Here is a 17,892-nt window from a genome sequence, read left to right on the forward strand (position 1 = left end):
CTTTCGTCTGTCTTCAGACGCAAAGTTTTAAAATTCAATAAACACTTCATGTTGTTGTCCATCTCTCTCGACCACGAGGTTTAGCTCTGTCAGATCGGAAATGGAACGGAATATGTTGCCCATCGCTGCGGGGTCTGTCAGGTCTTGCCCATTTAACTGAGTAGCAATATCTCCGTTTTGGAGCCCAACAGAGTTAAAAAGTTCTGAATCTTTGCCAGGGCTCACACGATAACCAATAACTTTATCGTCACGCTTCACCTGAGACAGTCGAACATATTGGAAGATTTGTTGTGGATCTTGCATTATCTTCGCTTTAATTTCGTCTAGCTTCTCTTCTTCGGAAGCGGGGTTATTGCCACGAACAGAAGAAGTGGTACGAGGTGGCGCAGGTGCTGATACCGCTAAACGCTTGTACTCAATCCCTTCAAGCATCAATGTTTCATCTCGCCCTGAATTATCGATGATCACGCGATCCACTAATACCGCTTTTAACTTAGCTCGCGTACCTTCAATCTCTTCGTTAATGCCGTAAGTCGCTTGCGTGCCACGATTCGCGATCACCGCTAAGCTCAATTTTGGATTAGAGCTGGCGACAGCGCCCACCAAAACTAGGTTTAATCGTGTCTTAGGTGCATCTTGGATAACTTGCTGTTTAACAACAGGAGCTGTGGTTGGGTTATAGGCACCAAACATGTTGCTCTGCTGTAGGGAAGAAATATCGAGGGTCGATTGAGGAGAGGAAGACGATGAAGCTGTTGCTTTCCAAGGCACAACGGTTTGCTCGGCAGGTTCAATAAACCACGCAAGCTGTCCTAAAATCCATGCTGAAGCTGCAATCAACAAACAACACGTCACTAGGCTTAGTTTTTGCTGAAATACAAATCCATTCTCTAATAAGCGGCTCAACACAGGTGAATTTCCCATGCGACTTTTGAGCTCTAAAAAGTTCACTTCCCTTGCCCCTTTTCATGACGACAAACGCTGCAAATCATTAAACTTTCAGCCTTTTTATTCATTCGTTCGATACCGAGCTTATTTAAGCATAAGATCTCGAACTATATCATAGCAAATCGATAAAACGGCATTACATGGCTATTTTGTAATATGACTTGAAAAAAATGCCAACCGCCTCCACTTTAAGCTTCTACTTAATGTGATAAGCATCATCAAAAAAACATGTTGCGCACTGTTCATTACAGTTAAACCGCATTCATTTCTCACTTAATAAGGCACAGCCCTATATGAAAACTGCTAATGAAGCTGTCAGACTCGATAAATGGTTGTGGGCAGCTCGTTTTTACAAAACCCGGTCTATTGCTCGCAACATGGTCGATGGTGGCAAAGTCCACTATAATGGTCAGCGCAGCAAACCAAGTAAAATTGTCGAACTTGGGGCCGTGATTACACTGCGTCAAGGTAATGAAGAAAAAACGGTGACAATCGAGAAAATCTCGGCTCATCGTGGCGGAGCTCCGATCGCCCAAACCCTCTATGCAGAAACCACCGAGAGCGTGGCAAAAAGAGAAGAGTTTGCAGCACAACGTAAGCTGAATGCTCATAGCCCAGCACCTGAACGTCGCCCAGATAAAAAGCAACGTCGTGACATTATCAAGTTCAAGAATCAATAAGCTAGAAGGAATAGCCAAATGGCAGACCCAATGTCTACAAGTAATGTTTTAAATCGCTACCTATTTGAAGATCTATCAGTACGTGGTGAATTGGTACAAATCGATGAAGCGTACCAACAGATTATTTCTAGCAAGGAATACCCAGCGCCAGTTCAAAAGCTACTGGGTGAGCTATTGGTTTCAACGACGCTATTAACAGCGACCCTAAAGTTTGAAGGCTCTATTACCATGCAATTGCAAGGTGATGGCCCAGTATCTCTAGTTGTTATCAATGGCGATCACGACCAAAAGATCCGCGGTGTCGCTCGCTTTGAAGGCGAGATTGCTGATGATGCAGGCCTACACGACCTAATGGGTAAAGGCCACCTAGTGATCACCATCGATCCTAAGAAAGGTGAACGTTACCAAGGTATCGTTGGTCTGGAAGGCGAAACGCTTGCTGACGTTCTTGAAGGTTACTTTGCTAACTCAGAACAGCTTAAGACTCGTCTATGGCTGCGCACTGGAGAACATGAAGGCAAAGCTCACGCTGCAGGTATGCTTTTACAAGTTATGCCTGACGGCACAGGTACGCCAGATGATTTCGAGCATCTAGAGCAACTAACCGACACCGTTAAAAACGAAGAGTTGTTCTCTTTAGAAGCTAACGAACTGCTTTACCGTCTATACAACCAAGAGAAGGTTCAGGTATTTACACCTCAACCGGTTGAGTTCTTCTGTGGCTGTTCACGTGATCGAAGCGCTGCGGCTATCATTACTGTTGCTCAAGAAGAGATTTACGACATTCTAAGCACGGAAGGTAGTGTGGGACTACACTGCGATTACTGTGGCACAAACTACTCGTTCGACAAAAATGATGTAGATGCTCTTTACGCAGAAGCGGCAGATAAAGGCAGCAATACGGTTCATTAATTTACGGCATACCAAAAACACGTAATTTACCCCAAAAAGGTCAGCACTCAGCTGGCCTTTTTTGTGATCAAAATAGCGCAAACTCCGTAACATCTCGTAATAAAATCACCGCTTAATTTTAATCAATTAATAATGTTCTCGCCCCTAGCGCAAAGGTTTGCGTACAGGATAGACTAGTTGGGCCAATATGTGACGAGGCGCTTAAAACCCCAAGGTTAATATGGATATTTTTTGAGCTGTATCCCTGTTTCCCCCGAGCCTCGTTGCTAGCATGGTGAGCAGATAACAATAAAAAATTATTACAAAATCCCTACAAAATATCCTACAAGGAGCACCTATGACCGTTATGGAACATACTAAGGCTGCACAAATTGATCTAACTAAGCACGGACTGACTGGCGTTACCGAAGTTCTTCGTAATCCTAGCTACGAGCAGTTATTCGTTGAAGAAACACTGCCGGGTCTAGAAGGCTACGAAAAAGGCGTAGTAACGGAACTAGGCTCCGTTGCGGTTGATACTGGTATCTTTACTGGCCGCTCACCAAAAGATAAGTACATTGTTAAAGATGACACAACACGCGATACCATGTGGTGGTCAGATCAAGGCAAAAATGACAACAAACCGATTACCACTGAAGTATGGGACGAGCTGAAAGAGCTTGTAACAACTCAGCTATCTGGCAAGCGTCTGTTTGTCATCGACGGTTATTGTGGTGCTAACCCAGATACGCGTTTAAGTGTGCGTATTATCACTGAAGTAGCGTGGCAAGCGCACTTCGTTAAGAACATGTTCATTCGTCCAACCGACGAAGAACTAGCAACGTTCGAACCTGATTTCGTGGTAATGAACGGTGCTAAAACAACCAACCCTAACTGGGAGAAACAAGGTCTAAACTCTGAGAACTTTGTCGCTTTCAACCTGACTGAACGTGTTCAGATCATTGGCGGTACCTGGTACGGCGGTGAGATGAAAAAAGGTATGTTCGCAATGATGAACTACCTACTACCTCTACAAGGTATTGCTTCAATGCACTGTAGTGCAAACGTTGGCGAGAAAGGCGATGTCGCTATTTTCTTCGGTCTATCAGGCACTGGTAAAACAACCCTATCAACCGATCCTAAACGTGAGCTAATCGGTGATGATGAGCACGGTTGGGATGACGATGGTATCTTCAACTTTGAAGGTGGTTGTTACGCGAAGACAATTCGTCTATCTAAAGAAGCTGAACCTGAAATCTACAACGCAATCCGTCGTGATGCACTACTAGAGAACGTAACGGTTCGTGGCGATGGTTCTATCGATTTTGATGACGGTTCAAAAACAGAGAACACTCGTGTTTCTTACCCGATTCATCACATCGACAACATTGTTAAACCAGTATCAAAAGCAGGTCACGCTCAAAAAGTTATCTTCCTGACCGCTGATGCATTTGGTGTTCTACCGCCAGTATCTAAACTGACTCCAGAACAAACGAAGTACCACTTCCTATCTGGCTTCACAGCGAAACTAGCGGGTACAGAGCGCGGTATTACTGAGCCAACTCCTACGTTCTCTGCTGCGTTCGGTGCTGCATTCCTAACTCTTCACCCAACTCAGTACGCTGAAGTGCTTGTGAAACGTATGGAAGCGGCGGGAGCAGAAGCTTACCTAGTGAACACTGGTTGGAACGGCACAGGCAAACGTATCTCGATTCAAGATACTCGTGGCATCATTGACGCTATCTTAGATGGCTCAATCGACCAAGCGGATACTAAGGTTATCCCTATGTTTAACCTAGAAGTACCGCTAGCGTTGCACGACGTAGATCCTACGATTCTTGACCCGCGTGATACGTACACTGATCCATTGCAGTGGGAAAGCAAAGCGAAAGATCTAGCAGAGCGCTTCATCAACAACTTTGACAAGTACACAGATAACGCTGAAGGTAAGTCACTGGTTGCTGCAGGTCCACAACTAGACTAACCCTAAAGTCTGCTCGGGGTTGAGCGAAATGCAAAGACCCTGTTTCAAAATGATATTTTTGTAGCAAGCCCCTCTTTTGAGGGGCTTTTTTGTTGCTGCTTACCCATTTTTGTTCCACTCTGTTTTAAGACTAGTGAAAATTAAGGCTTTCAAGGAATGAAAAAGGTATTCATGGTGCTCGGCATTGTGCTTTCCATCGTCGTTGCACTTCTCGCGGCGCTGCTATTAAGCTTACAAACTCAATACCGAGCTGATGTTGCTAACTTTTTTATCAAGCATACGATTGAACAACCTGTACTCATTGAAGATATTGAGTATCAGGCGCCGTATCACATCACCTTGATGGGCATCACCCACAACCAACCTAAACAGCAAACGCCTCTTTATATCGATAAGATCGATATCTGGTTCAGTTCAGACTCTCTTATTGAAGCCAAGCTGGTTTTAGACTCGGTGTTAATCAGCGGACTCCAGTTAGAAGCTGACGATCTGGAAACACTCACATCGGTATTGACTCAACCAAGTCTCAAACTCCATCAGTTGGCCATCAATAATCTAGATTTCTCGACTCCAGACTTTAATACACGAGGCATCAACCTCCAGATCTCCGAACCCATTTGGGGGGACAACCGTTCACTGCTGCCCTATGGCAAAACCCAACTCTCCGCCTCGCAATTGTATTGGCAAGGTGAAGCATTCGATAATCTGTTGATAGACTTAGACCTAAAACCGAGTGATAGCACCCTTTATGGCGCTTCATTTGATTGGCGTGGAGCCAAAATATCTGGACAGGCAGAACAATACCAACGCGATTGGTCATTGGTGAATGTCACAGTCGATGGCTTACGATTAAACGAACAACAGACCCAAAGCCTGTTAAACAAAGATTGGGATGTCGCAGGCATTCAGATCAATCACATCAACAGTCTCGATATTCTACGCAGTGACGTGCAATGGCAAGATGGCCACTTAACCGCTTTTGATGCGTCACTCGAAAATATCCAACTGCCTTTTAGATGGTGGGAGCAACAGCAAGCGACGCTCTCTCTGCAAGCAGAAGGTGTCATTTTAGATGATGACAGGTTCATCGACCCAAGCGTTAAGTTGAACCTCCAACCAAACCAGATTCTGATTGAAGATTTCTATACTCAACTTCTTCAAGGCAGTATTCAACTGAATGGAAAAGTAACTCCGAGCACCGTTGAATTAACACAACTCGATGTTCGCGGAATAAAGTGGATCAAGGAGAGCCTAGATGAACATTTACCTGCAGTTCGCCTAACGCCTTGGTTTGAAGAACTACAACAGATCTCTATCAAGCAACTTAACGTCGAACGCAGCCAACTCATTCAACTCGCCGAGAAACCTTACTGGCAAGTCTCAGGGCTACATATAGAGGGGCGTCAGGTTCAATTACTTCAAGACCGAAAATTAGGTCTATGGCAGGGCAAGTTGATGGCCAGCGCCAACGATGCGAGCTATCAAAACATCCTCAGCGCCCAGCCTGTGATTGAAATGCATAGCGAGCAGGGGAAATGGACGTTAACACGCCTGTTTGCCCCACTACGGGATGGTTATATTGAAGCAAATGCAACGCTCGATTTTAACAAAATAAGCAAACCATGGAGCTTAGATGTCTCTGCTGACGGGTTACCAATCTCACTAATGTTGCAGCCACTTAAATTGCCACTCGATGCGACAGGTTATGGAGAATTCGAACTTCAAGCCGCAGGTTTGTACGGCGATTCACTAATGCTCGGGTACTCAACCTCAGGCCAACTTACTGGTAGCGTTCGCCAAGGCATGATGACCTTTAACGATACGCTTTCTGAAACCTCGAGTAATAATGTATTTGAAGTCCCAGAACTGAATGCCAGTTTTGACCGTGGCCGTTTCACCCTTGAACCAACGCACATCATTGGTGCATCCGCTGAAGCGCAAGGTTCGCAAAGGGTTCAAACGTTAACTGGCGAGGTCTCAGGAGAACTCGATTTGCTAGAAACTAGCAAACACACACTTTCCATCACCTTAACTGACCAATGCCATCAAATCTCAGGAAAGCTCGACCAAGCGAAATATTCGGAGATTAATAACTGCCAGCAAAAAAGCGCCACTCCACAGGAGTAGGCGCCTTGTATCTGTTAGTCAGTGTCAGCTATACGCTTACGTTAGTGTCTGTTGATAATCGCTTTTTGTAGTCAGGGATCAGCATATAAGTGCCCGTGAATTCAACCGCTTCAACATCGCCACTATGAATAGTCACGTGGATAATGATACGAGCCTTTCGACCTGAAGCGAGACGATCTAAATCACCACTGATTCCATCCAATGAAGTAGCAGCGACTGGGTTTTGCTCAACCGGGTGACGATAACGAATATTACTGTCAGCCAGAACGATATCACCAGTAAGTCCACGCTCTTTCATCAACAACCAAGTCATTCCCCAGCCTGTTAATGTCGCTAAGGTGAAAGCTGAGCCTGCAAACATGGTGTTGTGAGGATTAAGGTTTGGGTTCAACTGAGCACTACATTCAAACTGATAACCCGTGTATTGGTTAATTTTGATACCCATCTTGTCACTGATCGGAATTTGATTTTCCCAGCGCTGTTGTAGCTCATTACACCATTCAGGCTTACGCAGTACATCAGCCATCGGATCAAGGTGTTTCACCATCTGCTGATGACGAACTGGACCACGCTGGTCATTAATTTCACCACGACGCTCAAATTCGTTTTTCTCATAGAATGAGATCGCATCTTCACGTGCATTACACACTAGACGTTTGGCACCCTCTTGGCGAGCCAGTGACTCTAACGCCACTAAAATCAATGAGCCCATGCCTTTACTTCGACGAGAGTTCTTTACCGCCATATAACGGATCTGACCTTCGAGGTCTGGAGTGATGTAAAGGCGGCCAATCGCCATCGGACGGCCACGACCATCGACAATCATGCGATGGTGACTCATGGCATCATATTCATCACGCTCGGAACCTACCGGCATTCGCCAAGGTTCACGCAGCATCTGCCAACGAAAATGGTAATACTTGTTCAGTTGATTTTCGGTGGTCGGTGTTATCAGTTTAAACATGCTTATCCTTTTAAGTTTAAACCTGCAGCCAGAATGTTACTGGGCCATCATTAACCAATGACACTTTCATGTCGGCTGCAAATCGGCCACGTTCCGTTGGCAATACTGATTCACATTGGTTAGAGAAATAATCGTAAAGACGCTCCGCATCTTCAGGGTTTGCTCCACGAGAAAAGCCCGCTCGAGTTCCCTTTTTTGTATCGGCTGGCAGTGTGAATTGAGAAACCACCAACACTTTACCTTCAACCTGTTTTACGTTGAGGTTCATTTTTCCGTCTTCATCTTCAAAGACACGATAAGTTGTTACTCGTTCCATCAAACGTTTGGCTTTGGCTTCGTCATCACCTTTTTCTACGCCTAATAGAACCAATAAGCCTTGTTCAATCTCACCAACTACTTCGCCATCAACTCGAACGGCAGCTTCACTTACTCTTTGAATCAGGGCTATCACTGTTGTTTCCTTGTTCTGGAATTTCATCGTTATCCGCTGAGTGTACCATTTCTTGCGAGTCACTCCACTGTTCGTGCTCACCAAGCGCGGCTGTCACTTCAGCTCCAACTAGCACGATCAGCCAACACAAATAAACCCAAACAAAGAGAATCGGGATCGCCGCTAGCGCGCCGTAAATCAACTGGTAAGACGGAAACTGAGTAATGTAAGCTGCAAAGCCTTTCTTACTCAATTCAAACAAAATTGCCGCCACCAAAGAACCTGCCGCGGCATGAGAAAAGTGTATCTTTTTGTTTGGAACAAGAAGATATAGGCCAAAAAACGCAAAGAAAGAGAGAATCAAAGGAAGTCTGCGAATAATGGTATTAAATGCACTCGATACGACTTCGTTTTGCAGCAAATTCAATGACGTCACGTAAGAGGTCGCTGCAATACTAGCGCCCACTAGAATAGGCCCAAGGGTCAGCACCATCCAGTACATGGAAAAAGACAACACGGCACGTCGCTTTTCCGTTACTCGCCAGATGTAGTTTAGGTTCTTATCGATATTGGAGATCAACATCAGTGCAGCAACGAATAAGAACACACTACCTACCGCTGTCATTTTGCCAGTATTGGCGACAAACTCTAACAAGGCACCATGCACCGCATCCCCAGACGCAGGAACAAAGTTGGTAATAACGAAGTTTTGAATCACGAGCCCAACATCAGCAAAAATTGAGAATGACGACAAAATAGAGAGCAGAACCGTCAACATCGGCACAATTGAGAGCAAAGTAATGTACGCCAAGTACCCGGCATTCACATTGACTCTATCGTGTGTCATTCGCGTGAGGAGATAGCGGGAAAACTGGATGCTTCCAGTGATTGCGTTTTTTATCTTCAACTTGTAACTCCCTGGTAACTCGTTCATAGTCCTAATTAATATTCCTTTATTTAACTATAGGAAACTAGGATGCCTTATTTAATAGTTATAGTCCTCTCTATTTTTACCCTAACTGGATGCCAGTCCGCTTATTACTCGGCTATGGAGCAAGTGGGATACCACAAGCGCGACATTATGGTCGATAGAGTGGAAGACGCTAAAGAGTCGCAGCAGGATGCTCAGGAAGAGTTTAGTAGCGCGCTAGAGGCGCTCAGCAGCCTGACTAACTTCAACGGTGGCGACCTTGAAGACATGTACAACCAAATCAATGATAAATACCAAGACAGCGAGAAAGCCGCGCAAAATGTCAGTGACCGGATTGCTGCTATTGAAGATGTATCAGATGCGCTATTCGCCGAATGGCAAAGTGAACTAGACCTTTACACTAGCGACTCACTGCGTCGTTCAAGTGAGCAAAAGCTGCGTGAGACTAAATCGTCTTACCAAACGATGCTTTCAGCGATGAAACGTGCCGAGAAAAAGATGGACCCTGTACTCAACACCCTTCGCGACAATACGCTTTATCTCAAGCACAACCTAAATGCGAACGCTGTCGGTTCGTTGCAGGGAGAGTTTATGAGCTTAGAAAAAGACATCGCCTATGCAATAGAGCAGATGAATGCGGCAATAGCAGAGTCGGATAAATTCCTAGCTCAACTCAATCAGAAGTAGTGCCATTAGAAACGAATTAAGATAAATCCGTATGAACCCAATCATTGTTACTGGCGGCCCAGGGGCTGGTAAAACCACACTAATTAATGCCTTGGGTGACATGGGTTACCCGATATTCGCTGAGTCCTCTCGCCAGTTGATAGAACAGCAGAGTCAACTTGAGAACGGTATATTACCTTGGTTAGACCTTCCGGGCTTTGCTCACTTGTGCTTAACCATGATGAGTGAGCAAAAAGAGCAAGCGAATCAACACCAGATTGCGTTTCTCGACCGTGCGATTCCAGATATCTGCGGTTACTTAGCTCAGGCGAATCTCGATATTGATGCGACCTACCGAGAAGCGAGCCAAGGCTATCATTCACAAGTCCTATTCTGCCGCCCAGAGGCTTCTATCTATGTGCAAGATGAAGTGCGCCCTTATCCGTTTGAAGAAGCCTTAGAAATTCACCACGCTTTAGTAACAGTCTACCAAGAACTGGGTTATGAGGTTGTCGAGGTTCCATTTATGTCAGTCGAAGAACGGGCTCTATTTGTTAAAAGTCACCTAGGTATCAAAAGCTAAATCCCCAACTCGGCCGGTCCTCCCTCTTGAGGATGACGAATACTTGAATGCTCTTTGTATCTCGCATCTCGTTGACCTGAATCTAAGCAAACTACCGTCATTCCCTACAGCGAGGCACGAGTGTGATAAGGAACCTCACACAGCTGATGGTTTTCGATACTTTTCCAAACCGCACACAAAACAAAAGCCCCGAGCAGCTAGGCTACTCGGGGCTTTCTTACTTATTCTAAAACTGCTTGATAGCTAGAAGCTAGTCTGCTGGCAATTAAGCCTTAGCTGGACGTGCTGCACGCTTACGTTCGTTTTCAGTAAGAAGCTTCTTACGGATACGTACGTTTAGTGGCGTTACTTCTACTAGTTCATCTTCATCGATAAACTCAAGAGCTTGCTCTAGAGTGTGCTTGATCGGTGGAGAAAGAACTTGTGCTTCATCAGTACCAGATGCACGAACGTTCGTTAGTTGCTTACCTTTCAGACAGTTTACTGTCAGGTCGTTTGAACGGTTGTGAATACCGATTACTTGACCTTCATAAACTTCATCAGCGTGCTCTGTAAATAGACGACCACGAGCTTGAAGGAAGAACAATGCGTAAGTCAGTGCTTTACCAGTCGCGTTCGAGATTAGAACACCGTTGTTACGCTGACCAATGATACCGCCTTTGTAAGGACCGTAATGATCGAACGAGTGATAAATAAGACCAGAACCCGATGTCATTGTAAGGAATTCAGTTTGGAAACCGATAAGACCACGAGAAGGCATCATGAAGTCCATGCGAACACGGCCTTTACCATCTGGTGCCATATCTGTTAGCTCACCCTTACGTAGACCGATGCTTTCCATGATCGCACCTTGGTGCTCTTCAACTACATCGATAGTCACCGTTTCGAACGGTTCCATTTTCTGACCATCTTCTTCTTTGATGATTACTTCTGGACGAGATACTGCAAGCTCGAAACCTTCACGACGCATGTTTTCGATCAGGATAGAAAGGTGAAGCTCACCACGGCCTGATACGCGGAAACGGTCTGGACTTTCAGTTTCTTCAACACGTAGTGCAACGTTATGAACCAATTCTTTTTCAAGACGCTCAAGGATGTTACGTGAAGTTACAAACTTACCTTCTTTACCCGCGAACGGAGAAGTGTTTACTTGGAAAGTCATTGTTACTGTTGGTTCATCAACAGACAGTGGTTCCATTGCTTCAACATTGTTTACGTCACAGATAGTGTCTGAAATTTTCAGCTCACCAAGACCTGTGATTGCAATGATGTCGCCAGCGTTAGCTTGATCTACTTCGTGACGCTCAAGACCTAGGTAACCAAGTACAGTACCTACTTTACCGTTACGTTTTTTGCCTTCAGCATTCACGATAGTTACTTGTTGGTTTGGCTTAACAGAACCACGAGTAACACGAGCAACACCGATAACACCTACGTAAGAGCTGTAATCAAGTTGCGAAATTTGCATTTGTAGTGGGCCGTCAAGGTCAACTGCAGGCGCTTCAACTGTATCAACAACAGCTTGGAACAATGGTTCCATGTTCTCGCCAGTTTCGCCTTCAGTCATTGTTGCCCAACCGTTTAGAGCTGAAGCGTAAACAACGGTGAAGTCTAGTTGCTCATCAGTAGCACCTAGGTTGTCGAAAAGGTCGAATACTTGATCCATAACCCAATCAGGACGAGCGCCTGGGCGGTCAATCTTGTTAATTACAACGATTGGCTTAAGACCGTGTGCGAATGCTTTTTGCGTTACGAAACGAGTTTGAGGCATTGGGCCGTCAACTGCATCTACGATCAGAAGAACTGAATCAACCATAGACATGATACGCTCAACTTCACCACCGAAGTCCGCGTGTCCCGGAGTATCTACGATGTTGATGCGGTAATCATTCCAGTTGATTGCTGTGTTCTTAGCAAGAATGGTAATGCCACGCTCTTTTTCGATGTCATTCGAATCCATGACACGCTCTTCAGCTTCACCACGAGACTCAAGAGTGCCTGACTGTTGTAGCAGTTTATCAACCAAAGTCGTTTTACCGTGGTCAACGTGCGCGATGATCGCGATATTTCTTAACTTATCAATCTGTGGAGTAGACATGGATTCTCGATTCACTCATAAAAGTAGCCGTCACTTATCTCAAAAGTTTGGATAATAACCGCTAGCTTGATTTAAAAAACGGTCAATAATATACCAGATTCTAGACAAAAACCCAGAAATATGTGATCTGAACCAAGGCTTTTTTCTTTATTAGCGATTCATATCCGCTTAACTTTGATTCAGTATCGTACCCAACCGTCCATTTTATATGACTCTGAAGAATCATTACCAAATCAGCTTCAAGCCGAATCTCTCTCAAAACCGTAAAAGTGGATTGACAACTTAAGCAATTCATTGCTGAATAGTATTCGTTCATGACTCATCTTGGTGCACAGACAAACGATTGCACCAAACAAGTGCAGGTAGAGATCATTTTGGTGCAAAAACCAAAGAGAACAAAACAGTTAAACAAGTAAATCATTGAAATTAATGGAATAATTTTTTTGGCACGTTTTTGGCTATAGATAAATCAGCATCGATTAATGCACATACAGACATTAATCAATGCTAGTTTCAACCGAATCGAGCTAATACCGAATTAATAACACTGGAGGTTATCCAAGATGTCAGTAGAAAATGTACTATCCCTGATCCAAGAGAACGAAGTTAAATTTATCGACTTACGTTTTACTGATACAAAAGGTAAAGAGCAGCATATCTCTATTCCTTCTCACCAAGTTGATGCTGACTTCTTTGAAGAAGGTAAAATGTTTGACGGCTCTTCAGTAGCTGGTTGGAAAGGCATTAACGAATCTGACATGGTAATGATGCCAGACGCTGCATCTGCTGTACTAGACCCATTCACAGAAGACGCAACACTAAACATCCGTTGTGACATTCTTGAGCCTGCAACAATGCAAGGCTACGACCGTGACCCACGCTCTATCGCTAAACGTTCTGAAGAGTACCTACGTTCTACAGGTATCGCAGACACAGTTCTAGTTGGTCCAGAGCCAGAATTCTTCCTATTTGATGACGTTAAGTTCTCAAACGACATGTCTGGTTCTTTCTTCAAGATTGATGACGTAGAAGCAGCTTGGAACACAGGTTCTGACATCGAAGGCGGTAACAAAGGTCACCGTCCTGGCGTTAAAGGCGGTTACTTCCCAGTAGCTCCTGTCGATTCATCTCAAGACATCCGTTCAGCAATGTGTCTAGTAATGGAAGAGATGGGCCTAGTTGTTGAAGCTCACCACCACGAAGTAGCAACTGCGGGTCAAAACGAAATCGCAACTCGCTTCAACACGCTAACAGCGAAAGCTGATGAAACTCAAATCTACAAGTACGTTGTACACAACGTTGCTCACGCATTTGGTAAAACGGCAACATTCATGCCTAAGCCACTAGTTGGTGACAACGGTTCTGGTATGCACGTTCACCAATCTCTAGCAAAAGACGGTGTAAACCTGTTTGCTGGTGATAAGTACGGCGGCCTATCTGAAATGGCGCTTTACTACATCGGTGGTGTAATCAAACACGCTCGTGCAATCAACGCATTTGCTAACCCATCAACTAACTCGTACAAGCGTCTTGTACCTGGTTTCGAAGCACCGGTAATGCTTGCTTACTCAGCACGTAACCGTTCTGCTTCTATCCGTATCCCAGTAGTACCAAGCCCTAAAGCACGTCGTATCGAGCTACGTTTTGGTGATCCAGCAGCTAACCCATACCTATGCTACTCAGCAATGCTGATGGCTGGCCTTGACGGTATCAAGAACAAGATCCACCCAGGCGAAGCTATGGACAAAGATCTATACGACCTTCCTGCAGAAGAAGCAGCTGAAATCCCAACAGTTGCGGAATCTCTACAAGAAGCTCTTGCAGCACTTAGCGACGACCGTGAGTTCCTAACAGCTGGCGGCGTATTCTCTGACGACTTCATCGATTCTTACATCACTCTGAAATCTGACGACGTACAACGCGTGAACATGGCTACACACCCACTTGAGTTTGAACTGTACTACTCAGTTTAATCCTCGATTAATAATCGTGTAGTGACTCTTACTGCAACATGTAAGAAGTGCTAAAAAAATATTAGGCTCGCCTCGCAGGTGGGCCTTTTTTTTATTCTCTCGACGCCCCCCTCCTCGTACCATACCTTAGACAAAAGCCTTCAGAGGCTGCTGCTATAAATACAATAAAATCAACGCCAAACGTGAAATCACCTAGCGGTTAAAAGAGGCTAAAGATATGAAAAATATACTGTTCCTGATCGGGTTAACAGTCGCACTCTCATGCTCTTCTCAAACGGTATATACCTGGGAAGATAGCGAGGGCGTACTCCACTTTAGTGATATGCCCACCGCTGAAAATGCCAAGTCTCTTCACTTACCTGACGTACAAGCTTCTGCGCCCGCGCCTAAATTTGAAAGCTCGATACCCGTTGATTCTTCGGCTTCATCGGCAACGAAAGTGACTGCGCCAGTTCATGATCAGCCAACAGCCAACAACACCACAGAACGAGAACTCCCTACTCAGTTAGCACTGACTATGCTGACTCCCGTTCACGATCAAACCATCCGCAGCAACCGCGGCTTAATCCCTATTAAAATAGAACTGAGCCGAAAGCTAGGTATCGGGGAACAATTACAACTCATGCTTGATGGTCGTCGTTATGGCGCTCCACAAACCCAATCTCACTGGGAACTGAAGGGCATAGACCGAGGTACTCACACCATTGCAATTCAAGCACATAGAAGCGGCAAGCTTATTGCATCTACTAGTCCAGTCACCGTGTATTTACATCGAGCGACGATCAAGTAGGCCTGTGTGTTAAAAGAGACGGAATTACCTCAGCTTTTCACCTGTTCTCAACAGCTTTCAGCAACTTTAATGAATTAACTTTAGCTTCTGATTGATATGCGCCATACTTGAACTTAGCTACGCACCAAATTGGTGCAGTGAGAAAACACCAGTTCAAGGACGAAATAGTGAATCGATCAGCGAAACGCGACAGCATAGATACACATCAACTTTCCAGTGCCATTCTCGATAATATGGTGACCTCGACATTGATGCTCGATGAGCAACTGTATGTGCGATACGCCAACCCATCGGCTGAACAACTCTTTTCACAAAGTGCAAGACGCATCGTTGATCATCCATTGAGCCAACTCATCCAACATGCCTCTCTCGATTTAGCCCTCCTGACACAACCTCTGCAAAGTGGCCAGAGCATTACCGACAGTGACGTTACCTTTGTTGTCGATAACCGCCCATTAATGCTTGAAGTGACAGTGAGCCCAATATCTTGGCAGCGTGAGACCTTGCTATTGGTAGAGATGCGCAAGATAGACCAACAAAGACGACTCAGCCAAGAGCTAAACCAGCACGCGCAACAACAAGCGGCTAAGCTGCTGGTGCGAGGGTTAGCGCATGAAATTAAGAACCCGTTAGGTGGATTAAGAGGCGCGGCGCAGCTGCTTGGAAAAATGCTGCCCGATCAGTCCCTTAATGAGTATACGCAGATCATTATTGAGCAAGCCGACCGCTTGAGAGCGTTAGTCGACCGCCTTCTTGGTCCACAAAAGCCAGGAACAAAATCGGAAGAGAACCTCCATCAAATACTCGAAAAAGTAAGACAACTCGTTGAACTCGAATCAGGTTCAACACTCGCTATCGAAAGAGATTACGACCCGAGCTTGCCCGCGATTTTGATGGATTCCGCCCAAGTTGAACAAGCCATGCTCAATATCGTGAGCAATGCTGCACAGATTTTAAAGACCCAAGAATCAGGAAAAATCACCATTCGCACCAGAACGGTGCATCAAGCCAATATTCATGGTCAACGGCACAAACTCGCTGCTCGTATTGAGATCAGCGATAACGGCCCAGGTATTCCTGATGAATTAAAAGACACACTGTTTTACCCAATGGTTAGCGGGCGAGAAGGTGGCACGGGATTAGGGTTATCCATATCGCAAAACCTGATCGATCAACACAATGGGAAAATTGACGTTGAAAGCTGGCCAGGAAATACCACATTCACGATTTACTTGCCGATATAAGTGAAGCTAGATCCCAATGGAAAACCGAGCTTTAAAGGCAAAAAAGAATACCGAAAAATAAAAACAACAATGATTATCACAATAGAATTGGCTGTAAAGGAATTGAATTATGAGTAAGGGATACGTTTGGGTCGTTGATGACGACAGCTCTATCCGATGGGTAGTAGAGAAAACACTGTCTTCTGCGGACATAAAGTGCGAAACATTTGCCGACGCAGAGAGCGTATTGCTTGCTCTTGAGCGCGAAACGCCAGATGTATTAGTATCTGATATTAGAATGCCTGGTATCGACGGGATTGAATTGTTACATCAAGTTCATCAGCGATCGCCTGATCTACCCGTCATTATTATGACCGCGCACTCAGACTTAGATGCAGCAGTCAATGCGTACCAAAAAGGGGCCTTTGAGTATCTGCCTAAACCGTTTGATATCGATGAAACACTGACTCTGGTAGAGCGAGCGATTGCGCATAGCCATGAACAGAAACGCGAACAAGCCAGCGAAGTAACTGAAGACACTAATGCGCCAGAAATCATTGGTGAAGCACCTGCGATGCAGGAAGTTTTCCGTGCTATTGGTCGTTTATCTCGTTCATCCATTTCGGTTCTTATTAACGGTGAGTCAGGTACGGGTAAAGAGCTCGTCGCGCATGCTTTGCACCGACACAGCCCAAGAGCGAAAAAGCCATTTATCGCCCTTAATATGGCGGCTATTCCTAAAGATCTCATTGAATCAGAGCTATTTGGCCACGAAAAAGGCGCGTTTACTGGTGCTAACAGTGTTCGCCAAGGACGTTTTGAGCAGGCTAACGGTGGCACGCTGTTTCTTGATGAAATCGGTGATATGCCACTCGATATTCAAACTCGTCTATTGCGTGTACTTTCTGATGGTCAGTTCTATCGCGTAGGTGGTCACTCTGCAGTTAAGGTCGATGTTCGCATCGTCGCAGCGACCCACCAAGACCTCGAACGATTAGTTCATGAAGGTGGGTTTCGTGAAGACCTTTTCCATCGACTTAACGTCATTCGAATTCATATTCCAGCACTACGCGAACGTAAACAGGACATTGAAAAGCTGACTCACCACTTTTTAGCCTCAGCTGCAGAAGAGTTAGGCGTTGAAGTGAAGACACTGCATCCAGAAACGATTCTAAAGCTCAACCAACTGAATTGGCCTGGTAACGTACGTCAGCTTGAGAATATTTGTCGTTGGTTAACGGTGATGGCTAGCGGCAGCGAGATACTGCCTTCCGATCTACCACCGGAATTGTTGGAAGAAAAAGTCGTGACCACTTCAGGTTCTGGGGATAACTGGCAGCAACTGCTCGCGAATTGGGCGAAATGTGCGCTTGATTCAGGAGAAAAAGAGCTGCTCACTTACGCTCTACCAGAGTTTGAACGTATACTGCTCGAGGCTGCACTCAACCATACCAATGGTCATAAACAAGATGCAGCTAAGGTTTTAGGTTGGGGCAGAAACACCCTAACCCGTAAACTCAAAGAACTGTACTGACCTGATATGACTTTCGATGCAGCGACTTTTTAACCCAAAAAAGAGTCGCTTGGTTTGAGTAGTGTCGGTA

General features: G+C 45.2%; 16 protein-coding genes. 10 read left to right on the forward strand and 6 right to left on the reverse strand.

Translation table 11 applies throughout. The features are described 5' to 3' along the window. Positions 1 to 27: 27 nt before the first annotated feature. Positions 28 to 924 carry a type II secretion system protein GspC gene (gene gspC / locus L8S15_RS15535; protein ID WP_016768265.1) on the reverse strand — a complete coding sequence of 299 codons (897 nt, stop codon included), beginning with the start codon at positions 922 to 924 and terminating at the stop codon, positions 28 to 30. Between the two features lie 317 nt (positions 925 to 1,241). Between gspC and hslR the strand changes: the two genes are divergently transcribed. The 4 genes from hslR (at position 1,242) to L8S15_RS15555 (ending at position 6,630) form a co-directional block, all read left to right on the forward strand. Next, positions 1,242 to 1,628 carry a ribosome-associated heat shock protein Hsp15 gene (hslR, locus tag L8S15_RS15540; protein ID WP_010433549.1) on the forward strand — a complete coding sequence of 129 codons (387 nt, stop codon included), beginning with the start codon at positions 1,242 to 1,244 and terminating at the stop codon, positions 1,626 to 1,628. An 18-nt stretch (positions 1,629 to 1,646) separates the two neighbouring features. Further along, positions 1,647 to 2,540, forward strand: a complete 894-nt coding sequence (hslO, locus tag L8S15_RS15545) for an Hsp33 family molecular chaperone HslO (protein ID WP_010433546.1) — start codon at positions 1,647 to 1,649, stop codon at positions 2,538 to 2,540. Positions 2,541 to 2,877: 337 nt separating this feature from the next. After that, entirely contained in the window at positions 2,878 to 4,503 is a 1,626-nt protein-coding gene (pckA, locus tag L8S15_RS15550; RefSeq protein ID WP_010433544.1) for a phosphoenolpyruvate carboxykinase (ATP), read from the forward strand. 156 nt (positions 4,504 to 4,659) lie between these two features. After that, on the forward strand, positions 4,660 to 6,630 hold the full coding sequence (locus tag L8S15_RS15555) for an AsmA family protein (protein ID WP_277870654.1): 1,971 nt from the start codon (positions 4,660 to 4,662) through the stop codon (positions 6,628 to 6,630). Between the two features lie 28 nt (positions 6,631 to 6,658). Here the strand turns inward: L8S15_RS15555 and L8S15_RS15560 are convergent, their stop codons facing one another. Genes L8S15_RS15560 through L8S15_RS15570 form a run of 3 tightly spaced genes read right to left on the reverse strand, consistent with a single transcriptional unit; the run spans position 6,659 to position 8,958 of the window. Further along, positions 6,659 to 7,594 carry a bifunctional GNAT family N-acetyltransferase/hotdog fold thioesterase gene (locus tag L8S15_RS15560; RefSeq protein ID WP_010433534.1) on the reverse strand — a complete coding sequence of 312 codons (936 nt, stop codon included), beginning with the start codon at positions 7,592 to 7,594 and terminating at the stop codon, positions 6,659 to 6,661. Between the two features lie 16 nt (positions 7,595 to 7,610). Next, positions 7,611 to 8,045, reverse strand: coding sequence for a D-aminoacyl-tRNA deacylase (gene dtd, locus L8S15_RS15565; RefSeq protein WP_010433531.1), 435 nt, complete (start codon positions 8,043 to 8,045; stop codon positions 7,611 to 7,613). Then, the gene (locus L8S15_RS15570; RefSeq protein ID WP_010433528.1) at positions 8,017 to 8,958 is read right to left on the reverse strand and encodes a virulence factor BrkB family protein; all 942 of its coding nucleotides are present in this window, start codon (positions 8,956 to 8,958) and stop codon (positions 8,017 to 8,019) included. Before L8S15_RS15570 ends, dtd begins: the two co-directional genes overlap by 29 nt. A 42-nt stretch (positions 8,959 to 9,000) precedes the next feature. On the opposite strand from L8S15_RS15570, the gene L8S15_RS15575 reads away from it, so the two are divergent. Together L8S15_RS15575 and L8S15_RS15580 are read left to right on the forward strand one after the other, a co-directional pair. Then, entirely contained in the window at positions 9,001 to 9,642 is a 642-nt protein-coding gene (locus L8S15_RS15575) for a DUF2959 domain-containing protein (RefSeq protein WP_010433527.1), read from the forward strand. Between the two features lie 31 nt (positions 9,643 to 9,673). Next, positions 9,674 to 10,204, forward strand: coding sequence for an AAA family ATPase (locus tag L8S15_RS15580; RefSeq protein WP_010433524.1), 531 nt, complete (start codon positions 9,674 to 9,676; stop codon positions 10,202 to 10,204). A 265-nt stretch (positions 10,205 to 10,469) separates the two neighbouring features. Here the strand turns inward: L8S15_RS15580 and typA are convergent, their stop codons facing one another. Then, on the reverse strand, positions 10,470 to 12,302 hold the full coding sequence (gene typA / locus L8S15_RS15585) for a translational GTPase TypA (protein ID WP_010433522.1): 1,833 nt from the start codon (positions 12,300 to 12,302) through the stop codon (positions 10,470 to 10,472). 100 nt (positions 12,303 to 12,402) lie between these two features. Continuing rightward, positions 12,403 to 12,618 (reverse strand): hypothetical protein, encoded by a 216-nt coding sequence (locus L8S15_RS21860; RefSeq protein WP_016768260.1) that lies wholly within the window; start codon positions 12,616 to 12,618, stop codon positions 12,403 to 12,405. A gap of 247 nt (positions 12,619 to 12,865) precedes the next feature. On the opposite strand from L8S15_RS21860, the gene glnA reads away from it, so the two are divergent. From glnA to glnG, 4 genes are all read left to right on the forward strand, one after another. Then, complete coding sequence (gene glnA, locus L8S15_RS15590; RefSeq protein WP_010433520.1) at positions 12,866 to 14,275, forward strand: glutamate--ammonia ligase; 1,410 nt, start codon at positions 12,866 to 12,868, stop codon at positions 14,273 to 14,275. 217 nt (positions 14,276 to 14,492) lie between these two features. Beyond that, entirely contained in the window at positions 14,493 to 15,065 is a 573-nt protein-coding gene (locus L8S15_RS15595) for a DUF4124 domain-containing protein (RefSeq protein ID WP_016793877.1), read from the forward strand. Between the two features lie 167 nt (positions 15,066 to 15,232). Next, positions 15,233 to 16,309 carry a nitrogen regulation protein NR(II) gene (gene glnL / locus L8S15_RS15600; RefSeq protein ID WP_010433517.1) on the forward strand — a complete coding sequence of 359 codons (1,077 nt, stop codon included), beginning with the start codon at positions 15,233 to 15,235 and terminating at the stop codon, positions 16,307 to 16,309. 109 nt (positions 16,310 to 16,418) lie between these two features. Further along, positions 16,419 to 17,822, forward strand: coding sequence for a nitrogen regulation protein NR(I) (gene glnG / locus L8S15_RS15605; protein WP_010433515.1), 1,404 nt, complete (start codon positions 16,419 to 16,421; stop codon positions 17,820 to 17,822). Positions 17,823 to 17,892: the final 70 nt, after the last annotated feature.

Source organism: Vibrio sp. S/42/10, from assembly GCF_029890535.1.
In the GTDB taxonomy this organism is placed as follows: domain Bacteria; phylum Pseudomonadota; class Gammaproteobacteria; order Enterobacterales; family Vibrionaceae; genus Vibrio; species Vibrio cyclitrophicus.